17 protein-coding genes are annotated in these 17,530 nt (G+C 72.5%); all 17 read left to right on the top strand.

Features of this window, described 5'->3' with window-relative positions:
* Positions 1-10 precede the first annotated feature (10 nt).
* Positions 11-544 (top strand): 2'-5' RNA ligase family protein, encoded by a 534-nt coding sequence (locus ETU37_RS13990; RefSeq protein WP_129987966.1) that lies wholly within the window; start codon positions 11-13, stop codon positions 542-544.
* 33 nt (positions 545-577) lie between these two features.
* Positions 578-1,612 (top strand): N-acetyl-gamma-glutamyl-phosphate reductase, encoded by a 1,035-nt coding sequence (gene argC, locus ETU37_RS13985; protein WP_129988055.1) that lies wholly within the window; start codon positions 578-580, stop codon positions 1,610-1,612.
* The gene (locus ETU37_RS13980; RefSeq protein WP_129987965.1) at positions 1,609-2,016 is read left to right on the top strand and encodes an ACT domain-containing protein; all 408 of its coding nucleotides are present in this window, start codon (positions 1,609-1,611) and stop codon (positions 2,014-2,016) included. The genes argC and ETU37_RS13980 overlap by 4 nt, the downstream gene beginning before the upstream one ends.
* Entirely contained in the window at positions 2,013-3,164 is a 1,152-nt protein-coding gene (gene argJ, locus ETU37_RS13975; protein WP_129987964.1) for a bifunctional glutamate N-acetyltransferase/amino-acid acetyltransferase ArgJ, read from the top strand. Before ETU37_RS13980 ends, argJ begins: the two co-directional genes overlap by 4 nt.
* A 15-nt stretch (positions 3,165-3,179) precedes the next feature.
* Positions 3,180-4,154: an acetylglutamate kinase gene (gene argB, locus ETU37_RS13970; protein WP_129987963.1), complete on the top strand. Its 975-nt coding sequence runs from the start codon at positions 3,180-3,182 to the stop codon at positions 4,152-4,154.
* Entirely contained in the window at positions 4,151-5,332 is a 1,182-nt protein-coding gene (locus ETU37_RS13965; protein ID WP_129987962.1) for an acetylornithine transaminase, read from the top strand. Before argB ends, ETU37_RS13965 begins: the two co-directional genes overlap by 4 nt.
* Positions 5,329-6,273: an ornithine carbamoyltransferase gene (gene argF / locus ETU37_RS13960; protein WP_129987961.1), complete on the top strand. Its 945-nt coding sequence runs from the start codon at positions 5,329-5,331 to the stop codon at positions 6,271-6,273. The genes ETU37_RS13965 and argF overlap by 4 nt, the downstream gene beginning before the upstream one ends.
* Entirely contained in the window at positions 6,270-6,791 is a 522-nt protein-coding gene (locus tag ETU37_RS13955) for an arginine repressor (protein ID WP_129987960.1), read from the top strand. The genes argF and ETU37_RS13955 overlap by 4 nt, the downstream gene beginning before the upstream one ends.
* 31 nt (positions 6,792-6,822) lie before the next feature.
* Entirely contained in the window at positions 6,823-8,253 is a 1,431-nt protein-coding gene (argG, locus tag ETU37_RS13950) for an argininosuccinate synthase (protein WP_129987959.1), read from the top strand.
* Positions 8,253-9,665 carry an argininosuccinate lyase gene (argH, locus tag ETU37_RS13945; protein ID WP_129987958.1) on the top strand — a complete coding sequence of 471 codons (1,413 nt, stop codon included), beginning with the start codon at positions 8,253-8,255 and terminating at the stop codon, positions 9,663-9,665. Before argG ends, argH begins: the two co-directional genes overlap by 1 nt.
* Positions 9,649-10,233, top strand: a complete 585-nt coding sequence (locus ETU37_RS13940; RefSeq protein ID WP_129987957.1) for a DNA-3-methyladenine glycosylase — start codon at positions 9,649-9,651, stop codon at positions 10,231-10,233. The genes argH and ETU37_RS13940 overlap by 17 nt, the downstream gene beginning before the upstream one ends.
* A 21-nt stretch (positions 10,234-10,254) precedes the next feature.
* A complete protein-coding gene (locus tag ETU37_RS13935) occupies positions 10,255-11,967 on the top strand; it encodes a DEAD/DEAH box helicase (RefSeq protein WP_129987956.1) in 1,713 nt (570 codons plus the stop codon).
* A gap of 327 nt (positions 11,968-12,294) precedes the next feature.
* Positions 12,295-13,536, top strand: coding sequence for a putative cytokinetic ring protein SteA (gene steA, locus ETU37_RS13930; protein ID WP_129987955.1), 1,242 nt, complete (start codon positions 12,295-12,297; stop codon positions 13,534-13,536).
* Entirely contained in the window at positions 13,533-14,486 is a 954-nt protein-coding gene (locus ETU37_RS13925; RefSeq protein WP_165372525.1) for a copper transporter, read from the top strand. The genes steA and ETU37_RS13925 overlap by 4 nt, the downstream gene beginning before the upstream one ends.
* A gap of 112 nt (positions 14,487-14,598) precedes the next feature.
* Positions 14,599-16,326 carry a CTP synthase gene (locus ETU37_RS13920; protein WP_129987953.1) on the top strand — a complete coding sequence of 576 codons (1,728 nt, stop codon included), beginning with the start codon at positions 14,599-14,601 and terminating at the stop codon, positions 16,324-16,326.
* A 12-nt stretch (positions 16,327-16,338) separates the two neighbouring features.
* Complete coding sequence (locus ETU37_RS13915; RefSeq protein ID WP_129987952.1) at positions 16,339-16,923, top strand: NUDIX domain-containing protein; 585 nt, start codon at positions 16,339-16,341, stop codon at positions 16,921-16,923.
* A gap of 67 nt (positions 16,924-16,990) precedes the next feature.
* The coding region (locus tag ETU37_RS13910) for an alanine dehydrogenase (protein ID WP_420819110.1) at positions 16,991-17,530 on the top strand (540 nt) is incomplete at its 3' end.

The raw sequence follows: 17,530 nt of genomic DNA, 5'->3' as shown, positions 1-17,530 counted from the left end.
CCGGACGAAGGTGAGCCACAGCCTGGAGCTGCTGCCGGACGAAGCGTCCGACCGGCTGATCCGAGCGCAGTGGGCCGCCCTCGACGCCGCCGGGCTGGAGGCGCTCTCACGCCACCAGTCACCGAGCAACCGGCCGCACGTCACGGTCGCGTCCGTCGTGCGCCTGCCCGACGGCGCCGAACCACGGCTCGCCTCGCTCCTCGCGAGGTCGCTGCCCGTCGAGGTCCGGCTCGGCCCGCCCCTCGTGCTCGGCCCAGGCCCGCGGCCGCGCGTGCTCGCCCGGTCGCTCGTGCCCGACGGCTCGCTGCTCGCCCTGCACGCCGAGGCGGCGCTCGTCCTCGGCGTACCGGCGGACAGCCGCTACGCCACCGGCCGCTGGGTGCCGCACCTGAGCCTGGCCCGGCGGTTGACCGACGCCGAGGTGGGGAAGGCTCTCGGGGTGCTCGCCGACGACGAAGGCACCTTCGTGCGCTTCACCGGCGGCCGTCTCTGGGACTCCGGCGCCCGGGAAGAGACGGACCTCACGTCTCCCTCCGTGGGATGAGGTTCGCGGATCCATGCAGTCCTCTGTATGGTCATGCACATGTCGAAGCGCAGAGCCGCCGTCGCCGGAGCCAGTGGGTACGCCGGGGGTGAGGTGCTGCGCCTGCTGCTCAGCCACCCCGACGTCGAGATCGGCGCGGTGACCGCCGGCTCCAACGCCGGCGAGCGGCTGGGCGTGCTCCAGCCCCACCTCGTGCCGCTGGCCGACCGAGTCCTGGAGGACACCACCCCGGAGACCCTGGCCGGCCACGACGTGGTCTTCCTCGGCCTCCCGCACGGCCAGTCCGCCGTCATCGCCAACGCGCTGCCCGAGGAGACCGTGGTCATCGACTGCGGCGCCGACTTCCGGCTCACCGACTCGGCCGCCTGGGAGAAGTTCTACGGCGGCGAGCACGCCGGGTCCTGGCCCTACGGCCTGCCCGAGCTCGACGGCCAGCGCGACAAGCTCGCGCACGCCACCCGGATCGCCGTGCCCGGCTGCTACCCGACCGTCTCGACGCTCGCCCTCGCGCCCGCGGTCGCGGCCGGGATCATCGACGCGACCGGCATCGTCGTCGTCGCGGCGTCCGGCACGTCCGGCGCCGGCAAGGCGCCCAAGCCGCACCTGCTCGGCTCCGAGGTGATGGGCTCCGCCAGCGCGTACGGCGTCGGCGGCACCCACCGGCACACCCCCGAGATCGTGCAGAACCTCTCCGGCCTCACCGACGCCGAGGTGCGGCTGTCGTTCACTCCGCTGCTCGTGCCGATGCCCCGCGGCATCCTGGCCACCTGCTCGGCGCCGACCACGGTCACCGCCGAGGAGGCCTACGCCACGTACGAGAAGGCGTTCGCCGACGAGCCGTTCGTGCACCTGCTGCCCGCCGGCGTGTGGCCGCAGACCAAGTCCGTCATCGGCTCCAACGCGATCCACGTGCAGGTCACCGTCGACGAGGACGCCGGCCGCCTGGTCGCCGTCGCCGCCGTCGACAACCTCGCCAAGGGGACCGGCGGCGCGGCCGTGCAGTGCATGAACCTCGCGCTCGGCCTCGACGAGACCGCCGGCCTCTCCACCGTCGGGATCGCCCCGTGAGCCACACGCTCACGCAGTACGACGACGCCCTGGCGGTCGTGCGGCTCGGGCCCGGCTCCGACATCCCGTCCTGGGCCACCGCCTCGACGCTGTTCTCCGTCACCGCGACCAAGACCGAGACCTCGATCGTGTGCCACGCCAGCACCGTGCCGGCCAAGGCCCGGCGCGAGGGGCCGTTCGTGGCCTTCGAGGTCGCCGGTCCGCTCGACTTCGCGTTGACCGGCGTGCTCAGCGCGCTCGTCGTGCCGCTCGCCGACGCCGGGGTCAGCGTGTTCACGATCTCGACGTACGACACCGACTGGATCCTCATCAAGGCCGACGCCGCCGAGGCGGCGGTCCAGGCCTGGACGGCGGCCGGCCACACGGTCACCACCCCCGACGCGCAGGAAGGCGCCGACGCATGAGCATCACCGCCCCGAAGGGCTTCCGCGCCTCCGGCGTCACCGCCGGTCTCAAGGACTCCGGCGGCAAGGACCTCGCCCTGGTCGTGAGCGACGGCCCGGAGTACGCCTCGGCCACCGTCTTCACCGCCAACCGCTGCAAGGCCAACCCCGTCCTGTGGAGCCAGGAGGTCGTCAAGGACGGCGTCGTCCGCGCAGTCGTGCTCAACTCGGGCGGCGCCAACTGCTACACCGGCGCCGAGGGCTTCCAGACCACGCACGCCGTCGCCGAGCAGGTCGCCCAGGGTCTCGGCATCGGCGCCGTCGACGTGGTGGTCTGCTCGACCGGCCTCATCGGCCTGAAGAACCCCCGCGACAAGCTCCTCGCCGGCGTCGACGAGGCGGTCGGCGCGCTCGCGGCCGACGGCGGCGACGACGCCGCCCACGCGATCATGACCACCGACTCGGTCAGCAAGCAGGTGGTGGTCGAGGCCAGCGGCTGGAGCATCGGCGGGATGGCCAAGGGCGCCGGCATGCTCGCCCCGCAGCTCGCCACGATGCTGGTCGTGATCACCACCGACGCCAAGGTCGACGCCGCAACGGCCGACCGGGCGCTGCGGGCCGCCACCAGGGTCAGCTTCGACCGGCTCGACTCCGACGGCTGCATGTCGACCAACGACACGGTCACCGTGCTCGCCAACGGCGCATCCGGCATCACGCCGACCGAGCAGGACTTCACCGAGGCGCTCACCCGGGTCTGCACCGACCTCGCGATGCAGCTGCTCGCCGACGCCGAGGGCGCCGACCACGAGATCGCGATCACCGTGCTCAACGCCGCGTCCGAGGACGAGGCGGTGCAGGTCGGCCGCTCCGTGGCCCGGAGCAACCTGTTCAAGGCGGCGGTGTTCGGCAAGGACCCCAACTGGGGCCGCGTGCTCGCCTCGATCGGCACCACCGACGCGGCGTTCGACCCCGCGGACCTCGACGTCGCGATGAACGGCGTGTGGGTCTGCCGCGGCTCCGAGCCCTCCGAGGACCCGGCGAAGGTCGACCTGACCGCCCGCGAGGTGAACGTGACCATCGACCTCAAGGCCGGCGACGCCCGCGCGACCGTCTGGACCAACGACCTCACGCACGCCTACGTGCACGAGAACTCCGCCTACTCGAGCTGAAGAGTGATCACACCCATGACCGACCTGAGCGACCAGGACCTCGAGCTCACCCACGCCAAGAGCCCCGAGGAGTGGAAGAAGGCCACCGCCAAGGCCGCCACGCTGGCCGAGGCGCTGCCCTGGCTGAAGGCGTACCACGGCAAGACGATCGTGGTGAAGTACGGCGGCAACGCGATGACCGACGACACCCTCAAGCGGGCGTTCGCCGAGGACATCGTGTTCCTGCGCTACGCCGGCTTCCACCCGGTCGTCGTGCACGGCGGCGGCCCGCAGATCAGCACGATGCTCGACCGGCTGCAGATCGAGTCGGAGTTCCGCGGCGGGCTGCGCGTCACCACGCCCGAGGCGATGGACGTCGTCCGGATGGTGCTCGTGGGCCAGGTCGGCCGCGAGCTCGTCGGCCTGATCAACTCCCACGGCCCGCTCGCCGTCGGTCTCAGCGGCGAGGACGCCGGGCTGTTCACCGCCGAGCCGACCAACACCATCGTCGACGGCGAGGAGGTCGACCTCGGCCTCGTCGGCGAGGTCGCCAAGGTCCGCCCGGAGGCGGTGCGCGACCTGGTCGAGGCCGGCCGCATCCCGGTGATCTCCTCGGTCGCCCCCGACGAGCTGGGCCGCGTGCACAACGTCAACGCCGACACCGCCGCGGCCGCGCTGGCCGTCGCGCTCGACGCCGAGAAGCTGCTCGTGCTCACCGACGTGGAGGGCCTCTACCGCGACTGGCCCGACAGCGACGACGTGATCGGTCACATCAGCCCCGAGGGGCTCGAGGAGCTGATGCCGACGCTGGCCAGCGGCATGGTCCCGAAGATGAAGGCCTGCCTCAACGCCGTCCGCGGCGGCGTGCCCCGCGCCACCGTCGTCGACGGCCGCGAGCCGCACTCCGTGCTGCTGGAGATCTTCACCGACGACGGCATCGGCACCCAGGTGCTTCCCGGCGCCGAGACCAAGATCCGGCCGGCCCGCACCAAGAGCGAGGACCTTGCATGAACGACGTCCTGAAGAAGCGGTACGCCGCCTCCCTCATGAACACCTTCGGCCCGCCGAAGCTCGCGCTCGTGCGCGGCGAGGGCTCGGAGGTCTGGGACACCGACGGCAACCGCTACCTCGACTTCCTCGGCGGCATCGCCGTCAACGCTCTCGGCCACGGCCACCCGGCCCTGGTGAGCGCGGTGACCCAGCAGCTCTCGACGCTCGGCCACGTCTCGAACTTCTTCGCCACCGAGCCCCAGGTCGCGCTCGCCGAGCGGCTGCTCGACCTCGTCGCGGCCGGCACCGGCGGCAAGGTCTTCTTCGCCAACTCCGGCACCGAGGCCAACGAGGCCGCGCTCAAGCTGACCCGCCGCACCGGTCGCACCCACGTCGTCGCGATGGAGGGCGGCTTCCACGGCCGCACCATGGGCGCGCTCGCGCTCACCTCCAAGGCCGCCTACCGGGAGCCGTTCGAGCCGCTGCCCGGTGGCGTCCAGTTCGTGCCGTACGGCGACGTCGACGCCCTGGCCGCGGCGGTCACCGACGAGACCGCGGCCGTCGTGGTCGAGCCGGTCCAGGGCGAGGCCGGCGTGGTCGAGCCGCCCGCGGGCTACCTCGAGGCGGTGCGCCGGATCACCGCCGAGCACGGCGCACTGATGTGGGTCGACGAGGTGCAGACCGGCATGGGCCGCACCGGCACTTGGTTCGCGCACACCGCGCAGCTGCCGGAGGGCGTGACCCCGGACGTCGTCACCGTGGCCAAGGGCCTGGGCGGCGGCATCCCGATCGGCGCCTGCATCGCGCTCGGGGACGCCTCCGACCTGCTCCAGCCCGGCCACCACGGCACCACCTTCGGCGGCAACCCCGTCGCCACCGCGGCCGCGCTCGCCGTCATCGAGACCATCGAGAAGGACGACCTGCTCGGCAACGCCACCCGCGTCGGCGAGCAGCTGCGCACCGGTCTCGCCCACGAGCACGTCACGGCGGTCCGGGGGAGCGGCCTGCTGATCGGGATCGACCTCGACGCCGAGATCGCCCCGCAGGTCGTCGAGGCCGCCCAGGAGGCCGGCTTCATCCTCAACGCCACCGGCCCCCGCACCATCCGGCTCGCCCCGCCGCTCGTGCTCACCCGCGAGCAGGCCGCCGAGCTCGTCGAGGCGTGGCCGGCGATCCTCGCGAAGGCAGCGGCGTCGTGACCCGGCACTTCCTCCGCGACGACGACCTCACCCCGGCCGAGCAGGCCGAGGTGCTCGCGCTGGCCAAGCGGCTCAAGAAGGAGCGCTTCGCCGAGCGGCCGCTCGCCGGTCCGCGCACCGTGGCCGTCGTCTTCGACAAGCCGACGCTGCGCACGCAGCTGTCGTTCGCGACCGGGATCAGCGAGCTCGGCGGCTACCCGATGGTGGTCGACGGCAACCTCGCCAAGATCGGCACCCGCGAGTCCGTCGCCGACGTCGCGCGCGTGCTCGGTCCCCAGACCGCCGCGATCGTCTGGCGGACCTTCGACCAGTCCCGCATCGACGAGATGGCGGAGCACGCCGGTGTCCCGGTCGTCAACGCGCTCACCGACCAGTTCCACCCCTGCCAGCTGCTCGCCGACCTGCAGACGGTCGAGGAGCACAAGGGCAGCCCGGCGGGCCGGACGATGGTGTTCCTGGGCGACACGGCCAGCAACATGAGCCACTCCTACCTGCTCGCCGGCGCCACCGCCGGCATGCACGTGCGCGTCAGCGGCCCGGAGGAGTTCGCGCCCGACGCCGCGATCCTCACGAGGGCGGAGGAGATCGCCGCCGGGACCGGTGGGTCCGTGGCGTTCGTGGTCGACCCGGCCGCGGCGGTCGCCGGCGCGGACGTGGTCGCGACCGACACCTGGGTGTCGATGGGCAAGGAGGGTGAGGCCGACGAGCGGTCGAGGCCGTTCGTGCCCTACGCCCTCACCGCCGACCTGCTCGCGAAGGCCGCGGACGACGCGATCGTCCTGCACTGCCTGCCCGCCTACCGCGGCAAGGAGATCGCCGCGGACGTCATCGACGGCCCGCAGAGCGTCGTGTGGGACGAGGCCGAGAACCGGCTGCACGCCCAGAAGGCCCTGCTCACCTGGCTCCTCGCCCACCAGGGACCGACCGTGAGGGAGGCATGACCATGACCGCGACCATCCCGCTCACCAAGAGCGCCCGGCAGCAGAAGATCGTCGACCTCCTCGGCCGGCAGTCCGTGCGCTCGCAGACCGAGCTGTCCGAGCTGCTCAAGGAGGCCGGCGTGCAGGTCACGCAGGCCACCCTGTCGCGCGACCTCGTCGAGCTCGACGCGGTCAAGGTGCGGATCCCCTCCGGGCAGCTCGTGTACGCCGTACCCGCGGAGGGCGGCGACCGCACGCCCATGGTCGCCGACACCGCGGCCGCCGAGGCACGGCTCACCCGGCTCCTCGGCGAGCTGCTCGTCTCCGCCGACGCCTCGGCCAACCTGGCGCTGCTGCGCACGCCCCCCGGGGCCGCGCAGTACCTCGCGTCGGCGTTCGACAAGGCCGAGAACGACGACATCCTCGGCACCGTCGCCGGCGACGACACCGTGCTGGTGATCAGCCGACGACCCGACGGCGGCCACGCGCTGGCCGCCCGGTTCCTCGCGCTCGCCAGCGGCGCGCACGGGACCAGCTGACCCCCCGAACCCCCACCTCGAAGGAATCACCTTGAGCAAGGTCCTCACCAGCCTGCCCACCGGCGAGCGGGTCGGCATCGCGTTCTCCGGCGGCCTGGACACCTCGGTCGCCGTCGCCTGGATGCGGGAGAAGGGCGCCGTGCCCTGCACCTACACCGCCGACATCGGCCAGTACGACGAGCCCGACATCTCCGGCGTGCCCGACCGCGCGCTGCAGTACGGCGCCGAGCTCTCCCGCGCCGTCGACTGCCGCGGGATGCTCGTGGAGGAGGGGCTGGCCGCGATGGCGTGCGGCGCCTTCCACATCCGCTCCGGCGGCCGCGCCTACTTCAACACCACGCCGCTCGGCCGCGCGGTGACCGGCACGATGCTGGTCCGCGCCATGCACGAGGATGGTGTCGACATCTGGGGCGACGGCTCGACGTTCAAGGGCAACGACATCGAGCGGTTCTACCGCTACGGCCTGCTCGCCAACCCGTCGCTGCGCATCTACAAGCCGTGGCTCGACGCGCAGTTCGTCGAGGAGCTCGGCGGCCGGCACGAGATGAGCGCCTGGCTCACCGAGCGTGACCTGCCCTACCGCGACAGCCAGGAGAAGGCGTACTCCACCGATGCCAACATCTGGGGCGCCACCCACGAGGCCAAGACCCTCGAGCACCTCGACGTGTCCCTGGAGTCGGTCGAGCCGATCATGGGCGTGAAGTTCTGGGACCCGACCGTCGACATCGAGCCGGAGGACGTCACCGTCCGGTTCGAGGCCGGCCGCCCGGTCGCGATCAACGGCAAGGACTACGACGACCCGGTGGAGCTGGTGCACGAGGCGAACACGATCGGTGGCCGGCACGGCCTGGGCATGTCCGACCAGATCGAGAACCGGATCATCGAGGCCAAGTCGCGCGGCATCTACGAGGCGCCCGGCATGGCGCTGCTGTGGGCGGCGTACGAGCGGCTGCTCAACGCGGTCCACAACGAGGACACCATCGCCAACTACCACCTGGAGGGCCGTCGCCTCGGCCGGCTGCTCTACGAGGGCCGCTGGCTCGACCCGCAGGCGCTGATGCTGCGCGAGGCGATCCAGCGGTGGATCGCGTCGCTGGTCACCGGTGAGGTGACGCTGCGGCTGCGGCGCGGCGAGGACTACACGATCCTGCGCACCGAGGGCCCGGCGTTCTCCTACCACCCGGACCGGCTCTCGATGGAGCGCACCGACAACGCGGTGTTCGGGCCGACCGACCGGATCGGCCAGCTCACCATGCGCAACCTCGACATCGCGGACTCGCGGGCCAAGCTGGAGCTCTACGCCCTGCAGCCGGACGACCAGGGTCACGTGCTGGTCGAGCACGGCAACCTGCTGGGCGCGATCGAGGCCGGCGGCTACGACCGGATCGCGCGCCGCAACGGCGACGACCGGCTGGACGACGAGGCGCTGGACCACGCCGCGATGGAGGTGGGCACCGACTGATGGCCACCAACACCGGGGCCCTGTGGGGCGGCCGCTTCGCGGACGGGCCGAGTCCGGCGCTGGCCGCGCTGTCGCGGTCGACGCACTTCGACTGGCGGCTGGCGCCGTACGACCTCGCCGGGTCGAAGGCGCACGCCCGCGTGCTGCACCGGGCCGGCCTCCTCACCGACGACGACGTCGCCGGGCTGCTGGCCGGCCTCGACGCGCTGACCGCGAAGGTCGCCTCCGGGGAGGTGGTCGCCGACGAGTCCGACGAGGACGTGCACGGCGCGCTGGAGCGGCTGCTGCTCGACGAGGTCGGTGCCGAGCTGGGCGGGCGGCTGCGCGCGGGCCGGTCGCGCAACGACCAGATCGCGACGCTGTTCAAGGTGTTCCTGCGCGACCACGCCCGGGTCGTCGCCGGGCACGTGCTCGACCTCGTCGACGCGCTGACCGACCAGGCCGAGGCCCACCTCGGCGCGGTGATGCCCGGCCGCACCCACCTCCAGCACGCCCAGCCGGTGCTGCTCAGCCACCACCTGATGGCGCACGCCTGGCCGCTGGTGCGTGACCTCGCGCGGCTCCGGGACTGGGACGCGCGGGTCGCCGCCGACTCTCCGTACGGCAGTGGGGCCCTGGCCGGGTCCAGCCTCGGCCTCGACCCCGAGGAGGTCGCACGCGACCTCGGCTTCACGGGGTCCAGCGCCAACTCGATCGACGGCACGGCGGCGCGGGACTTCGTCGCGGAGTTCGCCTTCGTCACGGCGATGGTCGGCGTCGACGTCTCCCGGCTCGCGGAGGAGGTCATCCTCTGGGCGACCAAGGAGTTCGACTTCGTGCGGCTGCACGACGGCTACTCCACCGGGTCGAGCATCATGCCGCAGAAGAAGAACCCGGACATCGCCGAGCTCGCCCGCGGCAAGGCCGGCCGTGTGATCGGCAACCTCACCGGTCTGCTCGCGACGCTGAAGGCGCTGCCGCTGGCCTACAACCGCGACCTGCAGGAGGACAAGGAGCCGGTCTTCGACTCCGTCGACACCCTCGAGGTGCTGCTGCCGGCGTTCACCGGGATGGTCGCGACGCTGACCTTCAACACCGCCCGGATGGCCGACCTCGCCCCGCAGGGCTTCTCGCTCGCCACCGACGTGGCGGAGTGGCTGGTCCGCCAGGGCGTGCCGTTCCGGGTCGCCCACGAGGTCGCGGGGGAGTGCGTGCAGCGCTGCGAGGAGCTCGGGGTCGAGCTCGACGGCCTCACCGACGAGCAGTTCGCCGCGATCTCGCCGCACCTGACCCCCGAGGTGCGCTCCGTGCTCACCGTCGAGGGCTCGGTCGCCTCCCGCAACGGCCGGGGCGGCACCGCACCGGGCCGGGTCCGCGAGCAGCTCACCGAGCTGCGGGACGTCGTCGCCGACCACCGTGCCTGGCTGGCCTGACGTCCTGCTGCAGCCGGTCGCCGAGGTGGCGCCCGCGCTGCTCGGGGCCCACCTCACGCACGGCGGCGTCACCGTCCGGCTCACCGAGGTCGAGGCGTACGACGGCCCGGACGACCCGGCCTCGCACGCCTACCGCGGCCTGACCGCCCGCAACGCGGTGATGTTCGGTCCGCCCGGCCGGCTCTACGTGTACTTCTCCTACGGCATGCACTGGTGCGCCAACGTGGTCTGCGGCCCGGACGGCCGCGCCTCGGCGGTGCTGCTGCGCGCCGGGGAGGTCGTCGACGGACTGCGGGTCGCTCGTGAGCGGCGCGGCGGCCGGGCCGACGTCGAGCTGGCACGTGGTCCCGCGAACCTCACCCAGGCGCTCGGCATCCAGCGCCACCAGGACGGTCTCGACCTCTCCCGGCGCGTCACGCTGGCCGTCTCACCGGTCCCGCCGGAGCACATCGCGTCCGGCCCGCGGGTCGGCGTCACCCTCGCGCACGACGTGCCGTGGCGCTTCTGGGTGAAGGGCGACCCGTCCGTGTCGGCGTACAAGAGGAGCCCGCGGGCGCCCCAGGGCTGACCGGACCAATACGGTGGTGCCATGACGACCTTCGCCGACCTCGAGCTGGACCCGCGCGTGCTCAAGGCGGTGCAGGAGGTGGGCTACGAGACGCCGTCCCCGATCCAGGCCGCCACCATCCCGACCCTGCTCGAGGGGCGTGACGTCGTCGGGCTCGCCCAGACCGGCACCGGCAAGACCGCGGCGTTCGCGCTGCCGATCCTGTCCCGGCTCGACCTGAAGCAGAAGACGCCGCAGGCGCTCGTGCTCGCCCCGACCCGGGAGCTGGCGCTCCAGGTCTGCGAGGCGTTCGAGCGCTACGCCGCGCATGTCCCGGGCGTGCACGTGCTGCCCGTCTACGGCGGCCAGGGGTACGGCGTCCAGCTCAGCGCGCTGCGGCGGGGCGTGCACGTCGTGGTCGGCACGCCCGGACGGATCATGGACCACCTCGACAAGGGCACCCTCGACCTGACCGAGCTGCGCTACCTCGTCCTCGACGAGGCCGACGAGATGCTCAACATGGGCTTCGCCGAGGACGTCGAGACGATCCTCAAGGACACGCCGGACACCAAGCAGGTCGCGCTGTTCTCGGCGACGATGCCCGCGCAGATCCGCCGGATGTCGAAGAAGTACCTGCACGACCCGGCCGAGATCACCGTCAAGAACAAGACGGCGACCGCGACCAACATCACCCAGCGCTACCTGACGGTCTCGTACCCGCAGAAGGTCGACGCTCTCACCCGCTTCCTCGAGGTCGAGAACTTCGAGGGGATGATCGTCTTCGTCCGCACCAAGAACGAGACCGAGACCCTCGCCGAGCGGCTCCGCGCCCGCGGCTTCTCCGCCGCCGCCATCAACGGCGACGTCGCCCAGCAGCAGCGCGAGCGCACGATCAACCAGCTCCGCGACGGCAAGCTCGACATCCTGGTCGCCACCGACGTCGCCGCCCGCGGCCTGGACGTCGAGCGGATCAGCCACGTCGTCAACTACGACATCCCGACCGACCCGGAGTCCTACGTGCACCGGATCGGCCGCACCGGCCGCGCCGGCCGCAGCGGCGACGCGATCTCGTTCGTCACGCCGCGTGAGCGCTACCTGCTCAAGGCGATCGAGAAGACCACCCGCCAGCCGCTCACCCAGGTGTCGCTGCCGAGCGTCGACGACGTCAACACCACCCGCCTCGCGCGCTTCGACGACGCGATCACCGAGGCCCTCTCCGACGCCGACCGGGTGTCGTTCTTCCGCGACGTCGTCGGCCACTACGTCCGCGAGCACGACGTGCCCGAGGTCGACGTCGCCGCCGCCCTCGCCGTGGTCCTCCAGGGCGACACGCCGCTGCTGCTCGAGGCGGACGACCTCCGGCCCCCGCGCGAGGAACGCCCCGGTGCGGCCGCGGGCGGGAAGCCACGTCCGGAGCGCGCGCCTCGCCGCACGGACGGGCCGCCGCTGGCGACGTACCGGATCGACGTGGGGAAGCGGCACAAGGTCGAGCCCCGCCAGATCGTCGGCGCGCTCGCCAACGAGGGCGGCCTCAACCGCCGCGACTTCGGCCACATCCAGATCCGCCCCGACTTCTCCCTCGTCGAGCTCCCCGCCGACCTGCCGCCCGGCACCGAGGCCGCGCTCGCGAGCACCCGGATCTCCGGCAAGCTCATCGCGCTGCGCCTCGACGACGGCCCGCCCGGCCGCCGCCCGCCCGCTGGCCGCCCCGACCGGCGCGACAAGAAGCCCCGCCACAAGACCCGCGACCGCTGAGCCCTCAGAACCAGCTGTAACGCGGGGTTATGGACGCTCCACAAGGCGCATACCGCTGGGGAAGCGTCCATGCGCCTAGGGAAGAGCACCAGGTACGGCGTCCGCCCCGTCGCCCGCCGAGGGGCAGGACGCGCCGACTCGACCCCCACGCGAGGGCAAGACGCGCCGACTCGACTCCCTCGCGAGGGCAAGACGCGCCGACTCGACCCCCTCGCGAGGGCAAGACGCGCCGGGTCGGCAGGTCCGCGCGGCGGTCGCGCGACTGTGACCCACGCCCGCCCGGATGTCCCGGATTGCGCTGGGTCTGCATGAGAGCATGGCCGCGCCATGAAGTTCTCCTCGCGACAGCAGCCCGTCGACGGCCTGCCCGGAGTCTCCGGCACGGCCCGCGTGGACCGCCGCACGAGCGGACTGGTGCGCCGGCTCCGGCCGGGCGACATCGCGGTCATCGACCACCTCGACCTCGACCGCGCGCACGCCGAGCAGCTCGTCGACGCCGGCGTCGTGGCGGTGGTCAACGCGTCGCCGTTCATCTCCGGCCGCTACCCGAACCTCGGTCCCGAGCTGCTCGCCAAGGCGGGCGTCATCCTGCTCGACGACGTCGGCGCCGACGTGTTCAAGCGGATCTCCGACGGCGCCCACGTCCGCGTCGACGGCGACCGGCTGGTCCGCACCGACAAGAGCGGCGGCCGCCACGAGCAGGAGCTGATCGCCGAGGGGCACCGGCTCGGGGCCGACGAGATCGCCGAGCGGATGGAGGAGGCCCGCGGGGGCCTGGCCACCCAGCTCCAGTCGTTCACGCACAACACCACCGAGTTCCTCCGCCGCGAGCAGGACCTCCTGCTCCACGGGCAGGGCGCGCCCACCCTGAACACCCAGGTGCGGGGCCGTCCGGTGGTCGTGGTCGTCCGCGGCTACGACTACAAGCAGGACCTCCGCAAGCTCCGGCGGTTCATCCGCGAGCAGCGCCCGGTGCTGATCGGCGTCGACGCCGGCGCCGACGCGCTGCAGATGGCCGGCCACCGCGCCGACGTGGTCGTGGTGGGGGAGCAGGGTCTCGGCCAGGGCACCCACGCCACCGAGCAGGGCCAGACCGTCACCGACGGGGCCCTGCGGCACTCCCGCGAGGTCGTGCTGCACACCGACCGCGGCGGCCGCGCGATCGGCAGCGACCGGCTCGAACGCCTCGGGGTCCGCGCCCACCAGCTCGCGGCCTCCGGCACCACCGAGGACGTCGCCCTGCTGCTCGCCGATGCCGCCGGCGCCTCGCTGATCGTCACCGTCGGCACGCACGCGACCCTCGACGAGTTCCTCGACCGGCAGCGCGCCGGGCTGGCCAGCACCTTCCTCACCCGGCTCCGGGTCGGGCCCAAGCTCGTCGACGCGAAGGGAGTGCCGCAGCTGTACGCCGGCCGGGTCCGCCTCTGGCACCTCGCGCTCGTGCTGCTCACCGGGCTGCTCGCGCTCGGCGTCGCCATCGGCGCCACGCCGGTCGGCGAGGAGTGGTGGGGCTGGCTGCAGGGGGCGTTCTCCGACCTGATCGACTGGATCCAAGGACTGTTCTCGTGATCTCGTTCCGCTACCACATCGTCTCGATCGTCTCGGTCTTCCTGGCCCTGGCGGTCGGCATCGCGCTGGGCGGCGGGCCGCTCAAGGGCGAGGTGGACAACACCCTGGTCGACCAGGTCCAGGCCGACCGGGCCGTCAAAGCCGACCTGCGCGCCCAGATCGCCGAGGCGCGCAGCGGCAACGGGTTCGTCGACGGGTTCGCCGACACGGTCGCCCCGGGGCTGCTCAACCAGACCCTCGAGGGCCGCACGGTCACCCTCGTCGCGCTCCCCGGCGCGCAGCAGTCCGAGGTCACCGCGATCGGCGACATGGTCGGTACGGCGGGCGGCACGCTCGGCGGCACCCTCCGGGTCGGCGACGGCCTGCTCGACGTGTCCAACAAGGAGCTCGTCGACGAGCTCAGCAGCCAGCTGCTCGACGGCGCGAGCGACGTCAACGTGCCGGCCGACGCGAGCGGCTACGAGACCATGGGCGCGCTGATCGCGCGCGCGATCGGCACCGACAAGGAGCCCGGCGGCGAGGGCGTCGACGCGACCTCCGACAGCATCCTGGCCGGGCTCAGCACCGCGGGCCTGATGTCCGCCGACGGCGCGCTCGACCGGCGCGGCAGCCTGGTCCTGGTCGTCGCCGGCCCCGGCAGCGGGACCGAGGAGGAGAGGACCGCGGCCTCCACGATCACGACCACCCTCGCCACCGCGATCGACGCCGACACCGACGGCGTCGTGGTGGCCGGGCCGATGGCCTCGGCACGCGAGCACGGCGTGGTCCGCGCGATCCGCGACGACGTGGTCGCCGCCCGCGACGTCTCGACCGTCGACTCGCTCGGCCGTGCGGCCGCCCGGGTCGTGTCGGTGATGGCGCTGGCCGGGCAGGCGCAGGACCAGACCGGGCACTTCGGTGGGGTCGACGCCGCCGACGGCCCGATGCCGGGAGCCGGCGCCAGCGAGTAGCGGGTGTCGACGCTCCACCCGGTCGCCGTCCTTGATAGGGTGGAACCCCGTGGAGGACTGATCGACCAGCGCCCTTCATACCGCGCCAACCTCGACGCCACGGGAGATTCACTTGGCCGCATCGCAGCCGACCAAGCACGTTTTCGTCACCGGAGGCGTCGCCTCCTCGCTCGGCAAGGGCCTCACCGCCTCGTCGCTCGGCTCGCTGCTCAAGTCGCGCGGGCTGCGGGTCACGATGCAGAAGCTCGACCCGTACCTCAACGTCGACCCCGGGACGATGAACCCGTTCCAGCACGGCGAGGTCTTCGTGACCAACGACGGCGCCGAGACCGACCTCGACATCGGTCACTACGAGCGGTTCCTCGACACCGACCTGCAGGGCATCGCCAACGTGACCACCGGGCAGGTCTACTCCCAGGTGATCGCCAAGGAGCGGCGCGGCGACTACCTCGGCGAGACCGTCCAGGTCATCCCGCACATCACCAACGAGATCAAGGAGCGGGTCCGCGCGATGGCCGGCCCCGACGTCGACGTGGTGATCACCGAGATCGGCGGCACCGTCGGCGACATCGAGTCGCTGCCGTTCCTCGAGGCCGCCCGCCAGGTCCGGCACGACGTCGGTCGTGACAACTGCTTCTTCCTGCACGTCTCGCTGGTGCCCTACATCGGCCCCTCGGGGGAGCTGAAGACGAAGCCGACCCAGCACTCCGTCGCCGCGCTCCGCTCGATCGGTATCCAGCCCGACGCGCTGGTCTGCCGCTCCGACCGCGAGATCCCCGAGTCGATGAAGCGCAAGATCTCGCTGATGTGCGACGTCGACGACGAGGCGGTGGTCAACGCCGTCGACGCCCCGTCGATCTACGACATCCCCAAGGTGCTGCACTCCGAGGGTCTCGACGCCTACGTCGTACGCCGGCTCAACCTGCCGTTCCGCGACGTCGACTGGACGACCTGGGACGACCTGCTGCGCCGCGTGCACCACCCCAACGAGGAGGTCACGGTCGCGCTGGTCGGCAAGTACATCGACCTGCCCGACGCCTACCTCTCCGTGGCCGAGGCTCTGCGCGCGGGCGGCTTCGCCCACGCCGCCAAGGTCAAGCTCCAGTGGGTGCCGTCCGACGAGTGCCAGACGCCCGAGGGCGCCGCCCGCCACCTCGCCGAGGTGGACGCCGTCTGCGTCCCCGGCGGGTTCGGCATCCGCGGCATCGAGGGCAAGGTCGGCGCCCTGCAGTACACCCGCACCCACGGCATCCCCACGCTCGGGCTGTGCCTCGGCCTGCAGTGCATGGTGATCGAGTACGCCCGCCACGAGGCCGGCATCCGGCACGCCGACTCCACCGAGTTCCACCCGGGCTGCGACGAGCCGGTCATCGCGACCATGGCCGAGCAGCACGAGTTCGTCGAGGGCGGCAGCGGCGACATGGGCGGCACCATGCGCCTCGGTCTCTACCCGGCCGAGCTCAAGGACGGCTCGATCGTGGCGGAGGTGTACGGCGAGTCGAAGATCGAGGAGCGGCACCGCCACCGCTACGAGGTCAACAACGCCTACCGCGACCGCCTGGAGCAGGCCGGCCTGGTGTTCTCGGGCACGTCGCCCGACAACAACCTGGTCGAGTTCGTCGAGCTGCCCCGCGACGTGCACCCCTACTACGTCGCGACGCAGGCCCACCCCGAGCTGCGCTCCCGCCCGACCCGCCCGCACCCGCTGTTCGCGGGCCTGGTCGGCGCGGCGATCGAGCGGCAGAAGGAGCTGCGCTTCCCGATCGACGAGGCCGCGCTGCGCCGACGCACCGACGCGGCGGCGTCGGAGGAGAAGGCCTCCGTCGCCGACCCCGCCTGACGGCGCGCGCGGATGAGCGAGACGCTCGGCGACCCCGAGGAGCACTGGCCGGTCCACGCGACCGAGACGGTCTGGGACGGCGGCGCGCCGTTCTCGGTGCGCAAGGACACCATCTCGGCGCCGGCCGACCCGGAGGAGACGTTCGGCCGGGTCGTCCTGGAGCACCCCGGCGCGGTCGTCGTCCTCGCCGTCGACGACCGGGAGCGGGTGCTGGTGCTGCACCAGTACCGCCACCCGGTCGGCCGCCGGATGCTGGAGCTGCCGGCCGGGCTGCTCGACGAGCCCGGCGAGGACCCCGAGGAGGCCGCCCGGCGCGAGCTGCGCGAGGAGGGGCTGCTCGAGGCCGACCACTGGGAGCACCTGCTCTCGACGTACACCTCGCCCGGCATCACCAGCGAGCGCATCGAGATCTTCGCGGCGACCGGGCTCCGGGCCGCACCCGACCGCGGCGGCTTCACCCCGGCTCACGAGGAGGCCGACATGACCTCGTCGTGGGTGCCCCTCGACGATCTCCTGGCCGCGTTCCTCGAGCGCCGCATCACCAACGGTCCGACGGGGCACGCCCTGATGGCCTGGGCCCTGCGGCGAGGGCGCTGACGTTCACTATGCTCACGGCGTCGCCCCGACGACGTGGCGGCTCCACACCGAGAGGACACAGATAGCCGTGAAGGTCGGCGTTCCCAAGGAAGTCAAGAACCACGAGTACCGCGTCGCGCTGACCCCGGTCGGCGTCCACGAGCTCGTCCAGCACGGCCACGAGGTCGTCATCGAGGCCGGCGCCGGTAGCGGTTCCCAGATCCCCGACGAGGAGTACGTCGCCGCGGGCGCCACCATGCTCGGCAGCGCCGACGACGTGTGGGGCAGCGCGGACATGGTGCTGAAGGTGAAGGAGCCGGTGGCCGAGGAGTACCACCGGATGCGGGAGGGGCAGACCCTGTTCACCTACCTGCACCTGGCCGCGGACCAGCCGTTGACCGAGGAGCTGATGAAGCGTCAGGTCACCGGGATCGCCTACGAGACCGTGCAGCTGCCCTCGGGTGGGCTGCCGCTGTTGTACCCGATGTCCGAGGTGGCCGGATGTCTGGCCCCGCAGGTCGGCGCCTACTCGTTGATGAAGGCGCAGGGCGGTCGTGGGGTGCTGATGGGCGGCGTCGGTGGGGTCGCGAACGCGAAGGTCGTGATCATCGGCGCCGGTGTGTCCGGG

The organism is Nocardioides iriomotensis, assembly GCF_004168035.1.
In the GTDB taxonomy this organism is placed as follows: domain Bacteria; phylum Actinomycetota; class Actinomycetes; order Propionibacteriales; family Nocardioidaceae; genus Nocardioides_B; species Nocardioides_B iriomotensis.
This window is presented reverse-complemented; position numbering and strand designations above follow the sequence as displayed.

Bases quoted from the DNA above. Each gene is read 5' to 3' on its own strand.
- argC (WP_129988055.1), top strand. From the start codon at position 578: ATGCACATGTCGAAGCGCAGAGCCGCCGTCGCCGGAGCCAGTGGGTAC.
- argJ (WP_129987964.1), top strand. From the start codon at position 2,013: ATGAGCATCACCGCCCCGAAGGGCTTCCGCGCCTCCGGCGTCACCGCC.
- argB (WP_129987963.1), top strand. From the start codon at position 3,180: ATGACCGACCTGAGCGACCAGGACCTCGAGCTCACCCACGCCAAGAGC.
- ETU37_RS13965 (WP_129987962.1), top strand. From the start codon at position 4,151: ATGAACGACGTCCTGAAGAAGCGGTACGCCGCCTCCCTCATGAACACC.
- ETU37_RS13955 (WP_129987960.1), top strand. From the start codon at position 6,270: ATGACCATGACCGCGACCATCCCGCTCACCAAGAGCGCCCGGCAGCAG.
- argH (WP_129987958.1), top strand. From the start codon at position 8,253: ATGGCCACCAACACCGGGGCCCTGTGGGGCGGCCGCTTCGCGGACGGG.
- ETU37_RS13935 (WP_129987956.1), top strand. From the start codon at position 10,255: ATGACGACCTTCGCCGACCTCGAGCTGGACCCGCGCGTGCTCAAGGCG.
- steA (WP_129987955.1), top strand. From the start codon at position 12,295: ATGAAGTTCTCCTCGCGACAGCAGCCCGTCGACGGCCTGCCCGGAGTC.
- ETU37_RS13915 (WP_129987952.1), top strand. From the start codon at position 16,339: ATGAGCGAGACGCTCGGCGACCCCGAGGAGCACTGGCCGGTCCACGCG.